This is a genomic window from Oceanobacillus polygoni, from assembly GCF_008304605.1.
Classification (GTDB): Bacteria; Bacillota; Bacilli; order Bacillales; family Amphibacillaceae; genus Oceanobacillus; species Oceanobacillus polygoni.
In genome coordinates, this window is sequence record NZ_PIJY01000026.1 from 271,143 (window position 1) to 294,329 (window position 23,187).

18 protein-coding genes and 1 pseudogene are annotated in these 23,187 nt (G+C 34.8%); 5 read left to right on the top strand and 14 right to left on the bottom strand.

The genetic code is table 11. The features are described 5' to 3' along the window. Window positions 1-5 precede the first annotated feature (5 nt). Window positions 6-1,556: a glucose-specific PTS transporter subunit IIBC gene (gene ptsG / locus F1560_RS13120; protein ID WP_149475081.1), complete on the bottom strand. Its 1,551-nt coding sequence runs from the start codon at window positions 1,554-1,556 to the stop codon at window positions 6-8. 120 nt (window positions 1,557-1,676) lie between these two features. Here ptsG and F1560_RS13125 point away from each other — a divergent pair, with 120 nt between their 5' ends. Continuing rightward, window positions 1,677-2,474 carry a MurR/RpiR family transcriptional regulator gene (locus F1560_RS13125; RefSeq protein WP_187773729.1) on the top strand — a complete coding sequence of 266 codons (798 nt, stop codon included), beginning with the start codon at window positions 1,677-1,679 and terminating at the stop codon, window positions 2,472-2,474. 258 nt (window positions 2,475-2,732) lie between these two features. Beyond that, window positions 2,733-3,464, top strand: coding sequence for a GntR family transcriptional regulator (locus tag F1560_RS13130; protein WP_149475083.1), 732 nt, complete (start codon window positions 2,733-2,735; stop codon window positions 3,462-3,464). Window positions 3,465-3,591: 127 nt separating this feature from the next. Here F1560_RS13130 and nagE read toward each other — a convergent pair whose 3' ends face one another. Together nagE and F1560_RS22760 are read right to left on the bottom strand one after the other, a co-directional pair. Then, window positions 3,592-5,070, bottom strand: coding sequence for an N-acetylglucosamine-specific PTS transporter subunit IIBC (gene nagE / locus F1560_RS13135; protein WP_149475084.1), 1,479 nt, complete (start codon window positions 5,068-5,070; stop codon window positions 3,592-3,594). Window positions 5,071-5,533: 463 nt separating this feature from the next. Then, window positions 5,534-5,713 carry an SIS domain-containing protein gene (locus F1560_RS22760; protein ID WP_149475336.1) on the bottom strand — a complete coding sequence of 60 codons (180 nt, stop codon included), beginning with the start codon at window positions 5,711-5,713 and terminating at the stop codon, window positions 5,534-5,536. 214 nt (window positions 5,714-5,927) lie between these two features. Between F1560_RS22760 and F1560_RS13145 the strand changes: the two genes are divergently transcribed. Beyond that, window positions 5,928-6,320, top strand: coding sequence for a hypothetical protein (locus tag F1560_RS13145; protein WP_149475085.1), 393 nt, complete (start codon window positions 5,928-5,930; stop codon window positions 6,318-6,320). A 526-nt stretch (window positions 6,321-6,846) separates the two neighbouring features. Here F1560_RS13145 and F1560_RS22585 read toward each other — a convergent pair. From F1560_RS22585 to F1560_RS13160, 5 genes and pseudogenes are all read right to left on the bottom strand, one after another. After that, window positions 6,847-6,969, bottom strand: a complete 123-nt coding sequence (locus F1560_RS22585; protein ID WP_275955842.1) for a hypothetical protein — start codon at window positions 6,967-6,969, stop codon at window positions 6,847-6,849. Between the two features lie 10 nt (window positions 6,970-6,979). Further along, window positions 6,980-7,135, bottom strand: coding sequence for a hypothetical protein (locus F1560_RS22160; protein WP_187773730.1), 156 nt, complete (start codon window positions 7,133-7,135; stop codon window positions 6,980-6,982). 287 nt (window positions 7,136-7,422) lie between these two features. Beyond that, window positions 7,423-8,184, bottom strand: coding sequence for a glycerophosphodiester phosphodiesterase (locus F1560_RS13150; RefSeq protein ID WP_149475086.1), 762 nt, complete (start codon window positions 8,182-8,184; stop codon window positions 7,423-7,425). A 90-nt stretch (window positions 8,185-8,274) separates the two neighbouring features. Then, window positions 8,275-8,553, bottom strand: a pseudogene (locus F1560_RS13155) (extracellular solute-binding protein); the annotation flags it as partial. Between the two features lie 263 nt (window positions 8,554-8,816). Next, window positions 8,817-9,551, bottom strand: a complete 735-nt coding sequence (locus tag F1560_RS13160; RefSeq protein WP_149475087.1) for a WecB/TagA/CpsF family glycosyltransferase — start codon at window positions 9,549-9,551, stop codon at window positions 8,817-8,819. A gap of 484 nt (window positions 9,552-10,035) precedes the next feature. Here F1560_RS13160 and tagD point away from each other — a divergent pair, with 484 nt between their 5' ends. Next, complete coding sequence (gene tagD, locus F1560_RS13165; RefSeq protein WP_149475088.1) at window positions 10,036-10,428, top strand: glycerol-3-phosphate cytidylyltransferase; 393 nt, start codon at window positions 10,036-10,038, stop codon at window positions 10,426-10,428. A 161-nt stretch (window positions 10,429-10,589) separates the two neighbouring features. Beyond that, window positions 10,590-11,633: an LCP family protein gene (locus F1560_RS13170; RefSeq protein WP_149475089.1), complete on the top strand. Its 1,044-nt coding sequence runs from the start codon at window positions 10,590-10,592 to the stop codon at window positions 11,631-11,633. 41 nt (window positions 11,634-11,674) lie between these two features. Here F1560_RS13170 and F1560_RS13175 read toward each other — a convergent pair whose 3' ends face one another. From F1560_RS13175 to F1560_RS13200, 6 genes are all read right to left on the bottom strand, one after another. Continuing rightward, window positions 11,675-12,763 (bottom strand): MraY family glycosyltransferase, encoded by a 1,089-nt coding sequence (locus tag F1560_RS13175; RefSeq protein WP_149475090.1) that lies wholly within the window; start codon window positions 12,761-12,763, stop codon window positions 11,675-11,677. 148 nt (window positions 12,764-12,911) lie between these two features. Further along, the gene (locus F1560_RS13180) at window positions 12,912-16,136 is read right to left on the bottom strand and encodes a peptidoglycan-binding protein (protein ID WP_149475091.1); all 3,225 of its coding nucleotides are present in this window, start codon (window positions 16,134-16,136) and stop codon (window positions 12,912-12,914) included. A gap of 143 nt (window positions 16,137-16,279) precedes the next feature. After that, window positions 16,280-18,559, bottom strand: coding sequence for a peptidoglycan-binding protein (locus F1560_RS13185; protein ID WP_149475092.1), 2,280 nt, complete (start codon window positions 18,557-18,559; stop codon window positions 16,280-16,282). Window positions 18,560-18,882: 323 nt separating this feature from the next. Then, entirely contained in the window at window positions 18,883-19,911 is a 1,029-nt protein-coding gene (locus F1560_RS13190; RefSeq protein ID WP_245347571.1) for a YheC/YheD family protein, read from the bottom strand. Between the two features lie 77 nt (window positions 19,912-19,988). Further along, complete coding sequence (locus F1560_RS13195; RefSeq protein ID WP_149475094.1) at window positions 19,989-21,443, bottom strand: acylphosphatase; 1,455 nt, start codon at window positions 21,441-21,443, stop codon at window positions 19,989-19,991. Window positions 21,444-21,601: 158 nt separating this feature from the next. After that, window positions 21,602-23,140 carry an acylphosphatase gene (locus F1560_RS13200; RefSeq protein ID WP_149475095.1) on the bottom strand — a complete coding sequence of 513 codons (1,539 nt, stop codon included), beginning with the start codon at window positions 23,138-23,140 and terminating at the stop codon, window positions 21,602-21,604. Window positions 23,141-23,187 lie beyond the last annotated feature (47 nt).

Sequence of the window (23,187 nt, forward strand, 5' to 3'; positions counted from 1 at the left end):
TCCTATTATTTCTCTAATTCTTCTTCAATTTCATTTTTTATAACTGATACCTGAGGTCCGTAAATTACCTGTACTCCTTCACCTTTAACAATAACACCTTTACTGCCTGTTTGTTGTAAAGCAGCTTCATTTACCATTTCCCCATCTTTAACCGTGACACGCAATCTTGTTGCACAATTATCAACATCAACCAGGTTATCTCTTCCACCTAATGCTTGGATAATTGCGAGTGGTCGTTCTTCACCAGAACCTTGAGCTGTTTGAACAGTAGTATCATTTTCTGCTTTCTTATCTTCACGTCCAGGCGTTTTAAAGTTAAATTTCTTAATTAAGAATGTGAATGTAAAGAAATATAAGAAGAACCAAATGATTCCGATTGGGATAACGTACATCCAGTTCGTTAGTGCCTGCCCTTGTAATACTCCAAATAAGATGAAGTCAATAAATCCTCCAGAGAATGTTTGCCCAATTGTTATTTGGAAAATGTGAGCTAGCATAAATGCCAAACCATCAAAAATTGCATGCATGACATAGAGTAATGGAGCAATAAACAAGAATGAGAATTCCAATGGCTCTGTAATCCCAGTTAAAAAGGAAGTTAACGCAGCAGATAACATTAATCCTCCAACAATCTTCTTATTCTCAGGCTTCGCAGTACGATAAATGGCATAAGCTGCACCTAATAAACCAAACATCATCGTAATAAATCGTCCAGACATAAAACGTGATGTACCTTCGAAGAATTTTGTCGTTGTTGGATCACCTAACTGTGCAAAGAATATATTTTGTGTTCCTTGTATTAATTGCCCACCAATTTCTAAAGCTCCCCCTAGGCCTGTTTGCCAGAAAGGTAGGTAGAAAATGTGATGCAAACCAAATGGTCCTAACATACGCAGGATGAATCCATAGAAAAATGTACCGATATAACCGGTTGCATTAACGATATCACCAAAGTTAAAAATGACATTTTGAACCATTGGCCATACATAATACATAACTGTTCCGAGTATGATCGCAGCAAAAGAAGTTATAATTGGTACAAACCGCGATCCTCCAAAGAACCCTAAGAATTGTGGCAACTCAATTTTATTAAATCGGTTATGCAGTAAACCTGCCATAATCCCAACAATAATCCCACCAAAAACGCCAGATTCTAATGTTTGAATTCCTAACGTAACACCTTGTCCAACTGCAGAAAGACTATCTGCTGCAAGGCTATCTGTAATAATTAAAATAGCATTTATCGTTGCATTCATTACTAAATAACCAATTAAAGCAGCTAAGCCAGCTGTACCTTTATCTGATCTGGCTAGCCCAATGGCAACCCCAACTGCAAATATTACTGGTAAATTTGCAAACACAATATTACCAGCGGAACTCATTATCGTAAAAATCGCTTGGAGCAGGAATTGGTCCAAGATTGGATACGCATTAACTGTATTTGGATTGGATAAAGCGCCCCCTATTCCTAACAAAAGACCTGCAGCAGGTAGTATAGCAATAGGTAACATAAACGATTTTCCAAATTGCTGCGCTTTACCGAAAAACTTTTTCATAAATACTACACCTCCAGAAAATTATTTTCATAAAAATATTAACAAACGCTTTCATCTATGTCAATATAATATTTGGTGGTATGATAAAATTAATTAGAATTAAGAAAGGAGATGAATCCGGTGAATTTTAAGAATAGGATTCAAAAATATAATTCTTCATTGACCGATAATGATAAAAAAATAACCAAATATTTACTCGCCAATAAAGCTTCCATACGTGATAAAACCATTATCGACTTATCTGAAGAAATTCAAGTATCTCCAGCTAGTATAACCAGGTTTTGCAAAAAAATTGATTTCAACACATTCCAGCAAATGAAATTTTCCTTAATTGGAAGCAGTACAGAAAATAAGAAAAATGATGAAACATTCGAAACAGTTTACAACTATTACCAAACAATAATCAAATCTACTCAACAGTTTTTCAGTGAAGAACAAACGAGTAAAATTGTAAATCTCATTTTAAACACGAATAAAATCCTGTTTTGTGGCATTGGCAACTCCGGATTGGTTGCTCATGAGTTTAACAGCAGAATATACAGAATGGGGATCGCTTCGGAATCTGTCACGGATGCACATGATTTATTAATGAAAAGTAGCCTCCTTCAAGAAAATGATTTGCTCGTTTGTTTCTCTAATACCGGTAAAACGAAACCGGTTATTGACTCTGCTAAAATAGCAAAAGCCAATAAGACTACCGTTATTGTCGTAACCAATTTTGAGCAAACAGCTTTAACGGAGCTTGCAGACGAGGTTGTTCTCATATCAAGCTATAAATACATTGATGATACGAGGTTTATTAATTCTCAATTACCAGGATTATTTTTACTTGATTTATTAACCTATAAATTGCTAAACCATGAAAAATTAATGCATGCTCGCAATAAAACACTAGAAGCTATTCATAAATATAGTTAATCAAAAGGCTAGCAGTTCAGATGAACACTAGCCTTTTGTATTTGGATATCAGTTATTATTCATGAAACTCTTTACTTCTTCTTTATTTTAGAATAGTAATACTCCATTGAATAGCTATCCTAAACGAAACTATTTCTGTAATAAATTTATATAGTTGTCTATACTTTTGTATATGTATACAAGCTATCAGCTATTTGTTAAAATGAAGAAATTAGACAAATTCAGAGTTAATCATCTATTAGGAAAAGGGGCTTACCAATGATTGACAAAAATTCACCAATACCTATTTATTTTCAATTAGAAGGGGAAATTAGAAATTTAATTCAATCTAAACAGTTGCAGCCAGGAGATTTGTTACCTTCTGAACGTGAATATGCGGAGAAATATGACATAAGCAGAATGACTGTAAGGCAAGCCATCAATAATCTTGTAACAGAAGGGCTTATCTACCGGCAGAAAGGAAAAGGAACTTTCATAGCAGAAAAGAAAATTGAACAGGATTTATCTGGTTTGTCCAGTTTTAGTGAAGATATGAAAAGCCGTGGTCTCACTCCCTCCAATAAATTATTAAGCTTGAATAGCATTTCCCCAAATGATAAAATCGCATCCATTCTAAAAATAAACCTCTCCGATACGGTTTATGAGATGAAACGCATCCGCTTAGCTAACAATGAACCAATGGCATTAGAAACGATTTATACACCGAAAAAACTAGTTGGAAATATACAAGATGCAGATATAGAGCACTCCTTTTATCGTTACTTAGAGCAGGAACTTCAATTAGAAATAGCATTCGGGCAACAAACGATTGAGTCAGCGCTCGCGACAAAAGAGGAGATTGAAAATTTAAAGATTAAGAAGGGTGATCCTATTCTACTCATGGAGCGAACAACTTATTTAAAGGATCAACTAGACACACCCATTGAATATGTCAAATCAGCATATCGCTCCGATAAGTACATATTTAAAATGCAAATGAAACGGGAGTAATACGGTGCTGCACTTTGTAGCAGTGCCGTATTAGTTTATAAGTTAGCAAGTAATTTACTGTACGAGACATACTAATAACCCTAACATTAAAGAGGCTAGTGTCCATGAACGACACTAGCCCCTTTATTTATTTTTCATCATGTAATTTTTTCACTTCATCAGCAACAAATTGGACTTGTGTACCGACAATAACTTGAATACTGTGTTTACCTACGACATTTACCCCTGGAACGCCTGCTGTTTTGATTTTATTTTGGTCAACAGCATCCATATCATTTACTTCTAATCGAAGACGGGTTGCACAATTATCAATGGATCGGATATTTGAAGCACCACCAAGTCCATCATAAATTTTTTCAGCCATCATAGCAAATCTATCTTTCCCTGTGGTACTTGTACCTGTTTCTGATGAATTCACAGTATTTCCAATAAGTACTTCTTCCACATCGTCATCTTCACGTCCTGGAGTTTTCATATTGAATTTAACAATGAGGAAACGAAACAGGAAATAATAAATGACGGCAATTACTAGTCCTTGTATAAGCAGCATGTACGGCTGGTTGGCTAATGGCAGCTGAAAGCTCAGGATAAAATCAATTAATCCCGCGCTAAAGCTAAACCCTGCTGTCCACCCAAACATAGCTGCAACAGCCAGTGAAATACCCGTTAATGCAGCATGAACTACATACAGCGCAGGTGCTAGAAACATAAAAGCAAACTCAATCGGCTCTGTAACACCTGTAAGGAAAGAAGCAAATGCTGTAGCCATTAATAATGATGCAGCTTGTTTTTTTCTTTTTGTTAAAGCAGTATGATACATGGCAAGAGCGGCAGCAGGAAGTCCGAACATCATAATTGGGAAAAACCCTGCTTGATACATTCCTGTTATACCTTTTTCACCATTTCCAGACCAAAAGTTTCCAATATCATTAATTCCTGCTAAATCAAACCAGAATACATTATTTAGTGCATGATGCAAGCCTGTCGGAATTAATAAACGATTAAAGAATCCATATAACCCTGCACCTAACGCCCCTAGATCACTGATAAATGTACCAAATGATACTAACCCTGAATAAAGAACAGGCCAAACAAACAGCATCACTACTGAGACTGCAAGCATTGCTGCTGCAGTAAGAATTGGTACAAGCCTTTTCCCACTAAAGAATGCAAGGGCATCTGGTAGCTTTACATTGCTAAAACGATTATACAAGGCAGCTGCAATTCCTCCAGATAAAATACCAATAAATACGTTCTGAATAGCACCAAACGCAGGGTTTACTGCGTCACTTGAAATTTGCAGCAGATTCGCAGCATTTTCAGAAGAAAGAACGGTCGTAATAACAAGATAACCAACTAAACCACTAAGTGCAGCAGGTCCATCTTTATCCCTCGTCATCCCAATAGCTACCCCTACAGCAAATAAAATTGGAATAAAATCAAGAATTGCACTTCCCCCACTAATTAAAAAGGCAGCAAACACATTTTCAGAACCCCAGCCATCTGAATCAATTGCATAGCCAATACCCATTAGAATAGCAGCAGCAGGTAATACAGCTACTGGCAGCATCAGCGATTTTCCAAGGTTTTGCAGATATTTCATCATCAGAATTACCTCCTATTTCATGTATAATTTTTAGATGAAACGATATCTATTTCGTTAAAAATCTTTTCGGTATTAACTTCTTACCTAAATTGTTCCTATAATTGGTACCGCTATCATTATTAAGCATAAATAAAAGCAGTTGACATTATAGTTGTCCATACCATTACGTTAATGGAATCGTTCCATCATATTTTGCTAGTAATGTCTTATTATGTTGATCTGCTCCATCAACATTGCCACTTAAAAGCACTGGCGGATTAACGCCTCTATCTTCCTTTGCTGATACAGATTGTCCAATAACACCTTTTACAATAGGAGCTCCAATAACCGTTGAACTTGGTGCAAACTTTACTGCAACCTTTCACCATTTAGGAGTGCATCTCCATAAGGCACATGATTATCAATTGCTAAATTAACCACTTCATGCAAAAATTTACCAGACACATGCCGATATAGTTGATAATTAGCGTATGTTTGTGATGATATCCCGATAACAAATACACCTTTTTTTTGCAATTAAAACAGAATCAATCGGAACTGGATTCCTTCCTGATGTAGACACAACAATTACAACGTCCTCTTCACGTATGTCTTGCTGTTCCGTAAAGGTCTTCCTTTTTGCCTTTAATAGTTTTTCAGCAATTTGAACGCTCCTTTCTTAAACTTTTCACCTAAATAACATTTTCTCAATTATGCCTACCAATTTATCCCCTATTATTGTCATTATATTATTTAAAAGTATACATGTCTATACCACTATAGTTATAGAACAGATAAATAAAACCTCCACCAAAACAAGTAATAATTCATCTATCCTTTCAATAAACTCTACAAACAGTATTTTTTGGAGGGGTATAATGAACATAGAGAATTTGCTGTTAACAGAGGATATGCTAGCCCGTTATTATGATTTGAACAAGCTAAAGAAAGAAATTGAATTAGAGATGAGTCAATTGAAAGCCTCTTTCCATACACATATGGATAAATATAGTGGACCTAATAAAAAGGGAGAGTTTATCGAAGGTGACTACAGACTTCTGCGACAGATTCGAAAAACAGAGAAGTTTAAAGAGATGGATACGGTTGAGCGACTAGAAGAATTACAAATGCATGACCTCATTCAAGTTGTGAAAAAGCCTGATGATGGGAAGGTAAAAGCTGCAATTGAACTGGGACTGCTTCGTGAAGAAGATTTAGAGGGGTGTAGAGTGGCAAGTTATTCTCAGGCTATTTCTGTGAAAAGGGTATAGTAGGTTTGAAGAGAGGAGTGCTGGACATTTGGTAAAGCCTCTTTTCGTATTGGATTATATAACAAATATGCAGCTTAAATAGAAGGTTCGTTCTTTTTGAATTATGATACGTTAAGGTATCATAATTACATGCAATGGTTGCTTTTTCTCATGGAGGTCGGCGCACTTTTTGCCGTCGCAACACTTGTTGTAGTGATCATCGACCATAAAAAATAGACCTCTCTGAGATTACCAGTCCATGTGAGGTCTATTCCTACGTGCGCTGTCTCTCCCCGAGAGGAGCAACTAATTGCTGACCGGAGATACTAGCCGTATCTCACAAAAATCCTGGATATTCTAGCCCTGCTATTTTGTCGATATTTCCCGGGAAATGATTCTTATTTTCGACCTTTTTCTACTATCAACTTATATCTTACTAGGCTAACGTATTGATAATAAGGAATAAAATGCTTGTGGTCACTTTTAATTCTTTAAATTGGATTCATAATCAAAGGTGTTTTTAGTAAGTTTTATATTCCTAAATTACCTAGTCACCTTGCAAGACTTCGTTAAGTCGATCGAGATAATCTGTAAACTTCCCTGTCACAGCCCATTTAATAAGCCGCTCCATATCTTCCTTTTCGTTAACCGTAAATGGATTAATAAGCAAGTCTGCATCTCTAACCTTCTGAACATAACCCTTCCGTTAAGGATGTATAGTTAACTCCAATTCCAACGGCATATTCTTTCAAATCCTTAAGTTCGCTTTCCGGAACATATGCCTTTTCTTTATAGCTTACTAATTGTACCAGTGGAAGCGATGGTGCTAATTGCATTACCTCTAATAAGCCTTCCTTACTAAACGATTAAATATTAATTTTGCCTTCTGATACATCTTCTCCAACAAGATTATGCTTCCTTAATACCGTAATTAATTCATTTCATATCGGGATATTGTTCTGGAGTTTTTGTTTCAATGTAGTAGTTTGATTCGGCACCAAAGGTTTGCAAAATTTCATCCAATGTCGGTATTTCTACTTGATTGCACTTTGTAGTCTCACATATTCTAGTAGACGGCAGTATGACGAAATGTCCTATTTTATCTATTTAGTAACAGACATTTCTACGAAAATGTCAGTCTTTCACTTCGATAAAATAAGGCTTTTTCTGGAAAATCCGTAATAATCGCATTTACACGTAGATCTAATAACTGTTTCAATTCATCTTTTTCATTTACTGTCCAGACACGTAGCTTATCAAGCATTCCTTTCCACTCAAACGGATCTGATAATGTCATCCTTTTCGATAAATGCAATGCTTCCAAATCAAATATATCCATATAATCCAGTGGATGTGTAATTGGTTGATCTAACAGCCATGCAATATTCGCTTCTTTATCATAACTCTTAATACGTAATAAAGTCGGCAAGTGAAAAGAAGAGTAAACTACATTACATCGGTTTCCATACTGCTCTACTAATGAAAGAACCTTCTCTTCTATACCCTCATAATGGAATCGGTATGTCTTTAATTCGATATTCAAATCAATTGGATATGGCCCAAGCAGCTCTAACACCTCTTTTAATGTCGGTACACGTTCCATAGTCCAAGCCGCTTCATCATAATTCTCAAAATGAGTATATTTTACGCCAGCGCTAAATTGTTTAACCTCTTCTAAAGTTAAATCCTTAACAAATCCAGATCCATCTGTCGTTCGATCCAATGTTTCATCATGAATGACAACAATTTCACCATCTTTTGTCAGATGTACATCAATTTCAAGTCCATCAACACCTAACTCAATTGCTTTCCTAAATCCAAGCAATGTGTTTTCCGGAAACGTACCCATACAACCACGATGACCGTAAATCTTTGTCTCACACATAGAAACACTTCCTTTACTAAATTATTAAATAGAGGAGTTAGAGCGTGTTTTTGCTTTAACTGTTCAACTGATACTTTTATAATGAGGCATTTCTTCATATGCATCTGGATTGATTGCAGAGTATCCTGTTCCAACATGCCATTCCGCTTGTACTTCAGGAATTTATAGATATTTCATAAAATCCCATGCTGCATCCTATTCTGCGGAACCTTTACCATCAACCATCCAAAGGCTTTCGCCACCAATTACAACACCTTGTCGTTCTTTATCTTCCGGATGAGGCAGGAAGGTAATACCTACTTCAAACGGAGCATTATCAATAACCTGTCTTGAGCTTGCAGAGGATTGCAAGAACATAGCTACATCACCATGTGACAACATTCATTTAATCATAAATAAAAACAGAAAAATGGTTTTTTACTGATTTCTTACAAATGATTAACGAATGATTTACATATTTAATAGAAGGTTAATAATAAAATGATTAATCAGAATATATTTATCTAATATTTATATAGATAATAGATTCCGAGCTTAATTGAAAACAATATAAAAAGGCTAGCGTCATTGCACTGAACCCCAAAAGTAAGAATTGAAATCTAACTTTTGGGAATTCGTCTCATACGCTAGCCTTACTTATTTTTAAAAATTAGATGTAAGACAAATCCAATTTTACTTATTGTTTGACCAAATCGGGTTGGCTTTTGCAACAAACGATACAACCATTCCAAATTTACTCTTTTCCACTTTCGTGGTGTTTGCTTCCTTTCATCAGCTAATAGCTCAAAGCTGTCACCGACTCCGATAAACATTCCTTTTTGAAATTGATTTTTATAGGTAGCAATCCATTGTTCCTGTTTGGCTTTCTTTAATGACACAAAAATAAGGTCTGGATTTGCTTGCTTTACATTCTCTGCGATATGTGAATCTTCAATGGAAATTGCACCGTGATGATGTCCAGCGATCCTAACACTCGGAAACTTTTTCTCCACTTCCAACACAGTCTTTTCATTGATATAATCTTTCCCACCTAAGAAGTAACAGCTTAAGCCTTGCACTTCAGCAAATTTAAGTAAATCAAGAATCATATCATAAGCCTCGATCCGTTCTATGAATGGCTGTTTTTTATATTTTGCAGCACTTACGATTCCTTCACCATTTGGAACAACATAATCAGCTGACTGAATGATTTGTTTATAGGTTATATCCTTATTCGCATGCATAAGTGTTGCTGTGTCAGCAAAAACAACAAAAGATTGCTGTTTTCTGTTCAACCGAGGATATAGATGATAATGTAAAAAATCTTTTTTTGTTGTATTTATTACTTCAATTCCTTCTATGTTCACAGCATTTAATTCCCTTGTCATCTAATAACAACCTTTCAAACTTCCCTATTTTATTATTCCAGTTTCATAGAATAATAAATAATTTTTATCCATACATTTAAAATAACATAGTAGATTACACCGTGGTAGGGAGAAGATTAAGATTTAGTCGATTCGGTACTCGGATTTTTTTCAATTTAGCAAGGGGCAAGAGGAATGTTGATGTTAATTTCGATTTAGCCGCATGGCGATCGGGGGCGGCGGACGGATAGTGCTATATTTCTGAGAATGGAGCTAAAGAGGATGATCCGGTATTACTTGAATTAGATGGCTGTTTTTTCGAGATTGTTTTCGCAGCACTCATTGAAATTTTTACAAGCTTTATATCCATCAAATTACAGACTTGTCTCAATCAAGTTTCATCTGTCATATTTGTACTAAAAAAGTCGATTTATGTAAGTTTTAGATTCACATTTATGGTATGATAATTAAGAAATCATCACCTAAAAAAATGGAGGAGTAAGCCATTAAAAATATACTAACATATGGTACATTCGATTTGATTCATGCAGGCCATATCAATTTACTACGCCGAGCAAAGGAATTAGGAGATTATTTAGTAGTAGGGATTTCAACAGATGAATTTAATAAACTAAAAAATAAACAGGCTTATCATTCTTTTGACAATCGAAAAATGATCCTAGAATCGATTCGTTTCGTTGATAAGGTTATTCCCGAACATTCATGGGATCAAAAAATTGATGATGTTAAGCGTTACAATATTGATACCTTTGTTATGGGAGATGACTGGAAGGGACATTTTGATTTCCTGCTGGAGTATTGTGAAGTCGTATATTTTCCAAGAACAGAAGGTATTTCGACATCGGGAATCAAAAAAAATATAAATAATAACCAATAACATGAATCCTTTTTGCAAGTTACACGTCTAATAAATAAGTCGACCACTTATCCTTGATTTTGTAATTAAAATTTAATTTACGAATAGCTCCTTTCATAGTAAAATGAACTGTAGCACGTTTTTTGATGAGTGGTTAATAGAATTGTTTAAGGAGAAAACAGATGCGTGATAATAATAAAATTACAACAACTCGTACCGTTAAAAGACACAAAAGAAAAATACGTAAAAGAGTATATTTTATCTTGCTACCCATAATAATTGCCTTTGTAAGTATACTAGGTTACGGCACTTATTTGTATATAAAAGCTGATACTGTTTTATCAGACTCCTATGTAGAAACTGAAAGAGAAAAATCTCCGTTAAGAGATGCACTTGTTGATCCAAGTATTGATAATGTCTCCATACTAATTATGGGGATAGATGCTAATGATCATCGAGGTAATGCTGAAAGTGCAAGGACAGATGCTTTAATGCTTGCGACCTTCAATAAGGATGAAAAGAGCGTTAATTTAGTAAGTATCCCACGTGATTCATTAGTTTACATTCCTGAAGTTGGTTATGAAGATAAAATCAATCACGCACATTATTTCGGCGGCACTACCGCAGCGATTGAAACTGTAGAAAACTTACTTGATATACCAGTAGATTACTATGTTAAAGTAAACTTCCACGCATTTGTAGACGTTGTCGATGCTTTAGGTGGAATAAACGTAGATGTACCATATGAATTCAAAGAATCCAATTCTATGGATAAACGTGATTCGATTCACCTTATGCCTGGTGTTCAGGATGTAGATGGAGAAGAAGCACTTGCACTTGCAAGAACAAGAAAGCTTGATAATGACATTGAGCGCGGTAAAAGACAACAGGAAATCATGAAAGCAGTAATTAACAAAGCGACGTCACTGAATTCCATTTTAAATTATGATGATCTTTTGGAAGCTGTTGGTGATAATATGACGACAAATATGACGTTTAGTGATATGAAAACATTTATTACGTACGGTACAAAAGGAAAGAACATCGAGGTCAATGCTTTAACATTAGAAGGGTACGATTATCAGCCTTCAAATAAATATTATTGGGCACTTGATCAACCGTCTTTAGAAGAAACAAAAGCCTTATTACAGGATCATTTAGAAATCAATTCATCGATTGCGAATACTCAAGATCCAACGATAGAAAGTACTTCAGAGTCCTATTAAAAAGAAGCATCTAATCTAGTATTATAGATTAGATGCTTCTTTTATTTCATTCGATTAGGCTTTCGTAACTTCGTTAGCTGGCGAATTCCACGTAATATTGGTTGACGATTATGAATCGTTATCCCAGCTATTTCAGAGAACAGCTGAAAACCTATTAATATACATGCGAATACAGCTAACGAAGATAATAGTGTCGCACTATTAAAGATTACCGCCATGATTCCAAAGAATACGCTAAAACCGTAGATGATTAAAACCGAAGCACGATGTGAATACCCTCTTTTCATTAACTGGTAATGAATGTGCTTATTGTCTGGTTTAGCAATCCCCTGATGATTTATCGTTCTTCTTATAATAGCTAACAATGTATCAAATACCGGAATGGCAATAACAATTATCGGAATGATAAAACTAAAGAAAGCTACATTTTTAAATAATCCAAGCATTGATACAACTGCAATCGAATATCCGAGGAACAATGCTCCCGTGTCCCCCATAAAAATCTTCGACGGATGGAAGTTGAAGAAAAGAAAACCTAAAGAACTTCCGATCAAAATAACACATAGAGCCACGACGATAAAGCGGAAATCTGTTACACCCATAATTAGAATACTTATTAAAGCAATTATTGAAACTCCAGCAGCTAGTCCATCTAAACCATCAATTAAGTTAATTGCATTGGAAGCTGCCAAAATCCAGAAGATCGTCAAAGCAATCCCGACATATTCATTTAAAAATACAGTTCCAGTGAACGGCAAGGTTACTTTATCTATGATTAATCCAGATGATACAACTACTACAGCAGCAGCAATCTGACCACATAATTTATAGGCCGCTCTTATTTCAAAAATGTCATCAATTATACCAGTAATCAACATAATAAACGCACCAAGTATAATTGCATTCATTTCCGGACTGACAGGCTGTAAATACCAAAAACCTGCAGCTGCACCAATAAAAATACCAAGCCCACCCATACTAGGTTTCGCGCCTTTATGCATTTTACGGTTATTATCCGGCTTATCAACGATATTAAATTTAAATGATAGTTTTATAATTAAAGGCGTTACAAGTAATGCTGTCCCGCAGGAAATTAGAAATGCTATAAGCAATTCGCTTGTGTTCCACATAAGTGTGCACCTACTTAGTAGTTTGATATAGTCTTATTTATTTTAACATAAAATATAAGAAAGTATATCACTATATAATGAACACTTTTATTATCAAAAATAAAAAAGTCTAGCTCTTATTAAAGAGCTAGACACATAGAATGATAGATTATTTATATTGTACAATATTAAATCTAAATAAAGGGTTGCTCAATGTATTATACATATTTTTGAGATTCGTTACCTGCTTTGCAGCCCAACCTATATCAGTTGCATATTGCCTACCAAATTTTCCGGTGGCTTCCATTGCTGAAGGATTCCAACGCATTTTATAAAGTGTATTTTGCTTATTTGCATTATGAATATAGTCTTCACCTATAAACTTTGCGCCACCAACAATAGCTTTATATGGGGTATCCCAATTCTCTTCGTATGCTTTCTGAGAACCACAGGTTTGAGGACAAGAATCATATGCATTGATACCAAACATGTTATAAACCTTTTTACCATTAACTTCAATACCTGTTGCTAATTTAGAAGTACCATTACCTGTTTCAAGCAAAGCATGCGATACTAAGTATAACTCGTTTACATTATGTGCTTTGCTTGCATCAATGAATGCTTGGCCCAACCCTTCTAAAATACCTTTTCCTTTTAAAAATGCATTTAACTCTGCTACAGTTGCTCCAGCTGTCGATGATAGATCTAAATGTTGAAATTCATCATTATTATCTGGATTTAAATATAACTCTGTATCAGATTGGGTTGCATTTCTCCAAGTTCCATAAGATATCTCATACCAATTCCCTGTATTACTAATTACATTTACTTCCGTTCCTTTTGGAAGAACCCCGTAGACATGTGAATTACTGCCCGGCTCAGATCTAACATTCAAATTAGCTGTAGTTGTTGCAATAGTTGCCTGAGGGTTCACTAAAAGGGTATGTGCATATAATATTTGATCGTTGTATCTTATTCGATACCAGTCGGTACTTCCATTATATGCATCGCCTTTTACTGTTTCGAGTATTGTAACCCTCGTACCAGGCGTGAGTGTATATTTATAAGTTGATTCTATAAGTTTAGGTAGAGTTCGAACCTTAACATTTCCACCTGAATATATAGCACCAGATTGGCTAATCTCTACATAGTTACTACTGATATATGCAGGTGAGCTACGATATAGATCTGTCTGCGGTGGTGGATTATCAATAGCCATTTGAATATTCAGGGCTTGCTGTAAAGTTAAATTGTAACGTGTATAGTTGATAATTGTTTTGTTTGCAATAGCTTCATTAATCTTAGCTAAAGTTACTTCATCTACTATTCCATTCACTCTAAGTCCGTTATCACTTTGAAACTTCCTTACTTGCGTATCCATATATGAACCATAAAGCGTTGTTACTGTAATATAGCCATAACCCAATTGATTCAGCTTTTCTTTTAATTCTATCGTATCATTGTGACGTTTTCCTTCTTGGAATGGACTATTATATACATTATCCAATTTCTTTAATGTAGCTTCGTCTGTCTTACCAGTTGCTGATAAGCCATAATATGTTTGGAATTGCTTCACGCGTGTTTCCATCCAGCTTCCGAAGTAGTTCGTTTCTGAAATTCCATCAAAGCCTACTCTATTTAGCTTCACTTTGATCCCAGCAATATCATCATGACGATCTCCAAATTGAAAAGGTGTTTCCTTCACAAGGTCATCAAGTTTTTTCAGTGTGATATTATCCATGATTCCATTCACTCTTAGACCATTATCACGTTGTAATTTCCTTACTTGCGTATCCATAAAGGAGCCATAGAGAGTGGTTTCTGTAATATAACCATAACCAACACGGTTTAATTTTTCCTTTAAACTAACCGTATCATTATGACGTTTTCCCTTTTGGAATGGGCTGTTGTATACCTCATCAAGTTTCTGGAGCGTTGCTTGATCTGTCTTTCCAGTTACTGATAATCTATAATACGTTTGGAATTGCTTTGCGCGCGTTTCCATCCAGCTTCCGAAGTAATCTGTTTCTGATATTCCATCAAAGCCTACTCTATTTAGCTTCACTTTGATTCCAACTATGTTATTATGACGATCACCTTTTTGGAAGTTTGTCTGTCCAGCTAGATCATTGAGCTTTTTCAATGTGATGCTATCCATGATTCCATTTACACGTAAACCATTATCACGTTGGAACTTCCTTACCTGTGTATCCATGTAAGAACCATAAAGTGTTGTTACGCTAATATAACCATAGCCTAATTGATTGAGCTTTTCTTTTAAAGCAACCGTATCATTATGACGTTTTCCTTCTTGGAATGGGCTGTTGTATACCTCATCAAGTTTCTGGAGTGTTGCTTGATCTGTCTTTCCAGTTACCGATAAGCCGTAATACGTTTGGAATTGCTTCACACGTGTTTCCATCCAGCTTCCGAAGTAATCCGTTTCTGATATTCCATCAAAGCCTACTCTATTTAGCTTCACTTTGATTCCAACTATGTTATTATGACGATCACCTTTTTGGAAGCTTGTCTGTCCAGCTAGATCATTAAGTTTTTTCAATGTGATGCTATCCATGATTCCATTTACACGTAAACCATTATCACCTTGAAACTTTCTTACCTGTGTATCCATGTAAGAGCCATAAAGTGTTGTTACGCTAATATAACCATAGCCTAATTGATTAAGCTTTTCTTTCAAAGCAACCGTATCATTATGACGTTTTCCTTCTTGGAATGGGCTGCTGTATACCTCATCAAGTTTTTGGAGCGTTGCTTGATCTGTCTTTCCAGTTACCGATAAGCCATAGTACGTTTGGAATTGCTTTACGCGCGTTTCCATCCAGCTTCCGAAGTAATCTGTTTCTGATATTCCATCAAAGCCTACTCTATTTAGCTTCACTTTGATTCCAACTATGTTATTATGACGATCACCTTTTTGAAATGGAGCTTCCGCAACTTGAACCGAAAAAGTTTCTAGTTGAATTGATTCACTTTCTTCTACTGAATCCTCTTCTACAGATTCTTCTTCCTTCACTTCAGCGGGCTCATCCGCCTCTTCTTTTGCTGGCGTTTCTTTCTCACCAGATTCTTGCTTGGACAGTTCTTCTGGCTTATCTGAGTTTCCCTCTTCTGATGTTTCTGTCCCTATACTATCTGCTTCTTCTGAACCATTGTCTATCTCTTCTGTTGGTTCATCTACTTCAGGTAGAGATTGCTCATCCTTATCTTCAGTTTGTGTTTCATCTTGTAATTCGTTGGATGCATCAAGCTCATCGGTTTTTTTTACATTTACCTGTTCTTTAACCTCATCTGATGTTGCAGCTACGTATTGTGGACTAAAGTGGAAAAAGGTAAATAATGAGACAGCTAGAATTATAAACTTTTTTGTTTTCACTTTAGTTTCACCTCCTTCTTACTATTTAGATTACTATTCTAGTATCGACATATTTCTACTATTTTTCAAGCTGATTAATGTTATTTTTCATTAATAAAAGATGAGGCTCTATCGAAATAGAATCCTCATCTTCAAAAATGTAATTATCTTCTTTTTAGGTTAAAAGAATTTGCAATAGCATCCGCTGTTAATTTTCCTAATGATTGTCGATAACTTGAACTCTTTAACAGAGAATTCTCGTTCTTATTATCGATAAACATATACTCTAACAAAATAGAAGGCATATTACTATTGCGTAAAACGTTAAAATTAGCTTCTTTCATTCCTCTATCATTAATTGGTAATTTTTTTGCTAAGTAATTGTGTATGTCGGAATGTCTATCTCTTGTTTCCTTACTTACTTCTCCATTGTGAATAAAGGATTCAAATCCACTTGCTTCACCGTTAAAAGCATTCGTGTGGAAACTGACAAAGTAATCCGCATTCCAGTTATTAGCCATTCTAGCTCTTTCCGTTAACTCAATAAATTTATCAGTCGTACGTGAGAGCATTACTTCTACTCCAATATAATGCTTTGCTAAAACCTCTGCAGTTCTTAATGCTATATCTAATACAATATTTTTCTCTTGAAGCCCATATCCTTCTCCACCAGGATCGTGTCCTCCATGGCCTGGGTCTAAAAATATTTTAACAACATTATTTTTAACTGCTTTATTAATTTTTGCTACAGTCACTTCATCAGCTATTCCATTTACTCGAAGGCCATTATCTTTTTGAAATTTCCTTACTTGTTTATCCATAAAGGAACCGTAAAGTGTTGTAACCGTAATATAACCATAACCAAGTTGATTCAACTTTTCCTTTAATTCTGTCGTGTCACTGTGACGCTTACCTTGTTGGAACGGACTATTATACACTTCATCTAATTTCTTTGTCGTTGCTGCATCTGCTTTTCCTGTCGCAGATAGACCGTAATAGGATTGAAACTGTTTAACACGTGTTTCCATCCAGCTTCCGTAAAGAGTAGTCTCCGAAATTCCACCGAAGCCAATTCGGTTTAACTTCTTTTTGATCCCCACGATATCATTATGACGGTCACCTTTTTGGAATGGTGTCTTGCTTATTTCTGCATTCAGTTTTTTTAAAGTAACTTCATCCATTATTCCATTGACACGTAATCCATGATCCTTTTGAAACTTCCTTACTTGTTTGTCCATAAAGGAACCATAAAGCGTTGTAATCGTAATATAGCCATACCCCACACGATTTAATTTCTCTTTTAAGGTTGTTATATCATTATGGCGCTTACCTTCTTGGAACGGACTATTATACACTTCATCTAATTTTTTTGTCGTTGCTGCATCTGCTTTTCCTGTCGCAGATAGTCCGTAATAGGATTGAAACTGTTTAACACGCGTTTCCATCCAGCTTCCATAAAGAGCAGTTTCCGAAATGCCATCAAAGCCAATTCGGTTTAACTTCTTTTTAATTTCTACAATGTCATTATGGTGATCGCCCTTTTGGAATGGAGCATTAGCTACTTCTGCATTCAGTTTATTAAGCGTAACTTCATCCATTATTCCATTGACACGTAGTCCATAATCCTTTTGAAACTTCCTTACTTGTTTATCCATAAAGGAACCATAAAGTGTTGTGACCGTAATATAGCCATATCCTACACGATTCAACTTCTCTTTTAAAGTCGCGGTATCATTATGACGCTTACCTTCTTGGAACGGACTATTGTACACTTCGTCTAACTTTTTTAGTGTTGCGTCATCAGCCTCCCCTGTTATAGATAGGCCATAATAAGATTGAAATTGTTTAACACGCGTCTCCATCCAACTTCCGAAAAGTGTTGTTTCTGTAATGCCACCGAAGCCCACTTTATTCAACTTCTTTTTGATATCTACAATATCATTATGGCGATCGCCAAACTGGAATGGAGCCTCTGCAACTTGAACTGAAAAAGTTTCTAGTTGATCTTCTTCATTTTCATCTACTAGGTCAGCATCTACTAAATCTTCTTCTATGCTTTCATTTGCTTCTTTTGTTGGCTCCTCTACCTCAGCTTCGTGTTCAGGCAGTTCCTCTTCCTCATTTAAAGTTTCTTCTGCTGTTATTTCTACTTCTGCGGTAGAAGCGTTAGGACTATCTTCTTCGGAGCTCTTACCTTCTAGGATATCTTTCTCTAAGCCATTTTCCTCTTCTTCATTATCCAATGGGTCTTCTATTTCAGACACAGGCTCATCTTCAATTTCATTCGGTGAAACAACTTTTTTTTCATTTTTTTCATCTTCTGAAATTGTAGCTTTATTTAACTGTTCGTTATCTATATCTGTTGTTGCTTCTGCAGTATGTGGACTAAAGTAGAAAAAGGCAAATAGTAAGAATCCTAGAATCATAACCTTATTTATTTTCACTTTAGTTTCACCTCCTTTTAATTTAGATTACTTTTCTAGTATCGACAATATATGACCTTTTTTCAATAGCTTTTGATTAACAGTTTTATACTTTACCCTAAAATAATGTAATCCATTAATGCGATAGCAAATAGCTACACTTAGTTCAAAAAAATAAGTAAGCATGTAGTCGTCCACACAATTTGGATGCAGACAATTTCATGCTTACTTAAAAACTAATAGAGACAGCTGGGATTCCAATGTTATTAAAAGTCTTTTTAGTCGGACAGACATTGTAACCTTCCCTGCGGTACTACGAACTATTAATTCATCTTTCTTTCATATTATTTTTCATACAACTCTTTTTTAGTTGAAGTTCTCTGCAATCCCTTCAAAATATAGCTATAATAATTACTTCTTAGGTATGCAACCTCTGAAATTAAAGCCGCAGTGGCTGGTCCATCATTTACTTCAAATAAATAAAGTTGTCCATCTTTATCAATACCAATATCCATACCTAGGGACATAATATGTGTACCTCTTAGTTCTTCAATCTTATATGGTAATGTTAATGCAATTTTTTTTAGATTTTTATTAATCTCAGTCCACTTTTCTCCGAAATTTGCTTTCAGAAATGGCTTTGGGTCGCTTACTCCTCCGCCTTGGTTAACATTTGATATTACTTTTTGCCCTATTCCAATTCTAATATAATTTTTCGCACTATGCCATTTACCATCTTCACCTTTTTCGACATGAACCCTACAATCGAATGGATCTCCATATACTGTTCTAGATTGAATATACTTTTGAAGGATATAACTTTTTCCCTTTATCTCATCCTCAAAAAAAGTAGCAATCTGATTCTCATCCATTTGTCGTTCAATTGTTTTAAAACCAACAGTATAATGATCGTTATTTTTGTTTAAGATATATACTCCTCTTCCACGAATTCCATTTAATGGCTTAAGAACAATAGAAGAATATGCATTTAAGTAATGAATGAGATCGTCGGATTTTGTCACATTGTGAGTAGGAATTATTAGCTGTGAAAATTTTTGATCATTTTTCAAAATGTCTTGTAATTGAATCTTGCTTAGGACATTTGAACGGTCATCTGATAAGAATGTTTTATCCTTTAGATAATTCATTATTTCCCGGTTTTCTTTTTTAAAACAATAAGGAACTACATCAATGAAAGGAGGAATATCTAGTATTTTCTCTTCCCAACTATTATTGATATATACTTGCCCTTTTACTTTGTTCTCTTCCATCATTATATCTTTTGGTCGCAAATAAACCATTTCAATGTCATATGCTTTACTTATAAGCGATGTGATTTTGGCTAATTTTGTTGGTGTGTTAAAATTTGTCATGAAGCCAACTCTCATACTATTTCTCCCTTTTCAATTAGATGCATAAAATTATAATTGATCTGTTGATCTATTTGCGTTTAGTTTATAGAAATAATTTGAAAACCCATTTTCTGAGGTATTTCCACATTTTCTTGTAAGTCATTTTCTAAAACGTTTTGTACTTTCGATTTTTTTGAGCCTTTTTTACATACTTCAATAAATCCATTCAAGTTTTGTTCATTACCATTCAATAACTTTATTTCAATTGAGTTGTCATCAATTTGCTGTATATATCCATGCAAACCTCTTCGCATTGCTTGTCTTTTAATATAGCTCATATAGCCTACTTTTTTCAATTTCCCAGTAACTGTAATATATTTTATGGACTTGCTTCTTTCTGGTGCTGCCGCAATTTTGACTTCCTCAGCTGCCCATTGTTTTAATGGTTCTATAACACTGAGATAATCAAAATAGAAAGAAGACCGATTCATATTTTTAGTCTCTGGGAAGTAGTAATCGATAATTGCCGAAGGGACGTCTCTTGCTTTACCCTCTAAAGGATACAAATGAAAACCAATTTCAGCCGTTGCATTTACTTCAAGTACTACACCTTTTCTATCATCTTGTGGATCAACAATAATATCTACACCAGCATGTGGAATAGAAGGCAAGGCTTTTAAGGTATCGACAGCTATTTGTTTAACTTCACCTGATAATTCGTCAGTAGCTTCTATAGGGTCTCCACCAGAAGAAAGATTACTCTTATCTCTTAAAAATACTTTTTCATCTTTTCTAGGTATGCTTTTTAAATCATAACCAACACTTTTCAATAAATTACGTACTTCAAAATCGACCTTTATTGGTTTTGGAGCTAAATAAGGATTGCTTTTTCTTTCATTATTTTTTATTTTTATTAAATCTTCTACTGAATGAATCCCATCCCCATCAATATTAGCTGGAACACGATTTGTTGCTCCTATTACTTTGTCACCAACTACATAAATTCGATACTCTTTTCCTGGATAATACTTCTCAATCATCAATTCTGTATCTTTTAAAGTTGAACGTAATTCTGCAAGTACATCATTTAATTCCTGCGTATTATTAATGTTTGTATAGACACCTTTCCCCATACTTCCTTTAAGTGGTTTTACTACCACAGGAAAACCAACTTGTTCTGCATATTCAATGATTTCTTTATCATTACTTAATACAGTGCCTAGAGGTATCGGTACTCCAGCTTCATTTAAGAAATCTTTAGTAGTCTCTTTATTTTGGCATATTCTTACTGTTTTATTAGAAACGATGTCCCCTCTAGATCTGAAAAAATAATGTTTTTTTTCATTTGAACTTAGTGAAAAAAATTTTCCCTGCGTACTGCTATTTAGTCTATCCATTTTACATAATTCAGTTTCGTCTTTATACCACTTAAGCTCTAGCCCTCTTCTCCATCCTTCTAATGCAACTAGGTATGAACATAACTTAAAACCTGAAATGTCTTTTACAACTTCATGATTTAGATGTGGAAATAGTTGTACTTCGCTTTTTTTCATAACTTTCTCCTTTAATATATCAAAGTTTAGTTATACCAAATATATATCATTGAATAATCCATAAGGAAGACCGCTTTTCCTTTCAAGCAATGATATTACTTTTTTTGGAAAAAGGTCTTCCTTTAATTTTATTACTTAGATACTTTATATTATCTTAATTATTTCGATACTCTTTTTCTTCTAATTCGAACGTCATCAATTTTCACAGGAAAATAGCCTTCTTGTAAAGTTTGTCCTGTTTGTAGCGATGTTTTTGAACTTTTTTCATTGTTTTTAGTACCTTGAGCTAATATTTCAAAACCTATTTTAACAGGTGACGTTCTTGAAAGCTCTTTAACATTAGATACTACAGCTCTTTTAGACGCAGCACTATTAATTTTTTTTCTAAATTCATCTATATTTTCAGTGTTCCCTGAGACCACAATTGATGTTGTTCCATTTAATAAGTTTTTAACATAGCCGTGTAATTTTAACTTTTTAGCTTGATTTCGAACCCAAACCTCATATGCTACATTCTGTATTTTTCCTTCAACAATAAATCTAGTCGTAGTAATATTACCAGTAGGCATTGGGGGTATTGTATATTCTTCTGCATATCCATTTTGAAATGCTTCAAACATATGTTGAAAATCAAAATAATATAGTTGACCATCTTTATTATAGTTTGCTTTTGTTTCAGGGAAGTAAAGGTCGATGATTTCTTTTGGAATGTCCCTTGATACACCTTCCATAGGGAATAAATGACTATTGATACTAGCTTGTGTATTTATTTCAATTATTGTTGCTGTATTATTTTCTTTATCTACAATAATATCTACACCACTATGCTTTAATCCTGGTATTGCAGCTACTGCTTGAATTGTAATATTCTTGATTTCATCTGTAAGTTCATCTGTAACATCTACCGAATCACCGCCAGAAGAAATGTTTGCTTTAGACTTAAGAAAGACCCTTTCTCCTTCTTTCGGAATACTATCTAACTTATAGTCTTTTTCTGCCAACATATCGAGTAATTCTTTATCTATTTTAATTAATCTACGGAAGAGCGCAGGGTTTTTATCTCTTTCAGAATTGTTTATTTTAATCAGTTGCTGTATTGTGCTTTTTCCGTCACCTACAACATTAGCCGGAATCCTTATAATTGCGCCCATTACCTTATCACCAACAACATATACTCGATGATCTATTCCTTTAAAAAATTTCTCAACAATTACTTCAGAAAAGCCTAAGTCATATTTAACATAAGATAATGCATTTTTGAATTCAGTTTCATTCTTAATATTTGCGATAACTCCTGCTCCACCTGTACCATCGCTTGGTTTTATAACAAGCGGAAAGTCAAGTGATCTAGCATAAGATAATATTTCTTCATCAGGTACTTCTTTTTTGAAAACTCGGCCTTCAGGTGTGGGAACTCCTGCCTTTAACAAATACTCTTTAGTCGTATGCTTATCCCGACAAATCTTCAATGTTGACAACGAAGTGAAATCACCACGTGATACTACAAAACGATGTTCCCGCTCTTGAGATGCTAATGAATAACGAAGTTCAGATTTTCTTCTGTTTTCATTGATAAACTTAAGAGTAAGTCCTCTTCTCCATCCTTCTAACGCAATACTATACATACTAACTGTATAGCCCTTTGCTTCTTCAGGAATAGAGGTTTCTAAATGTGATAACCAATTCTTTATTTTCATCGAATTAAAAACCCTTCCTTCTTTGAGAATTTATCTAATTACATAAT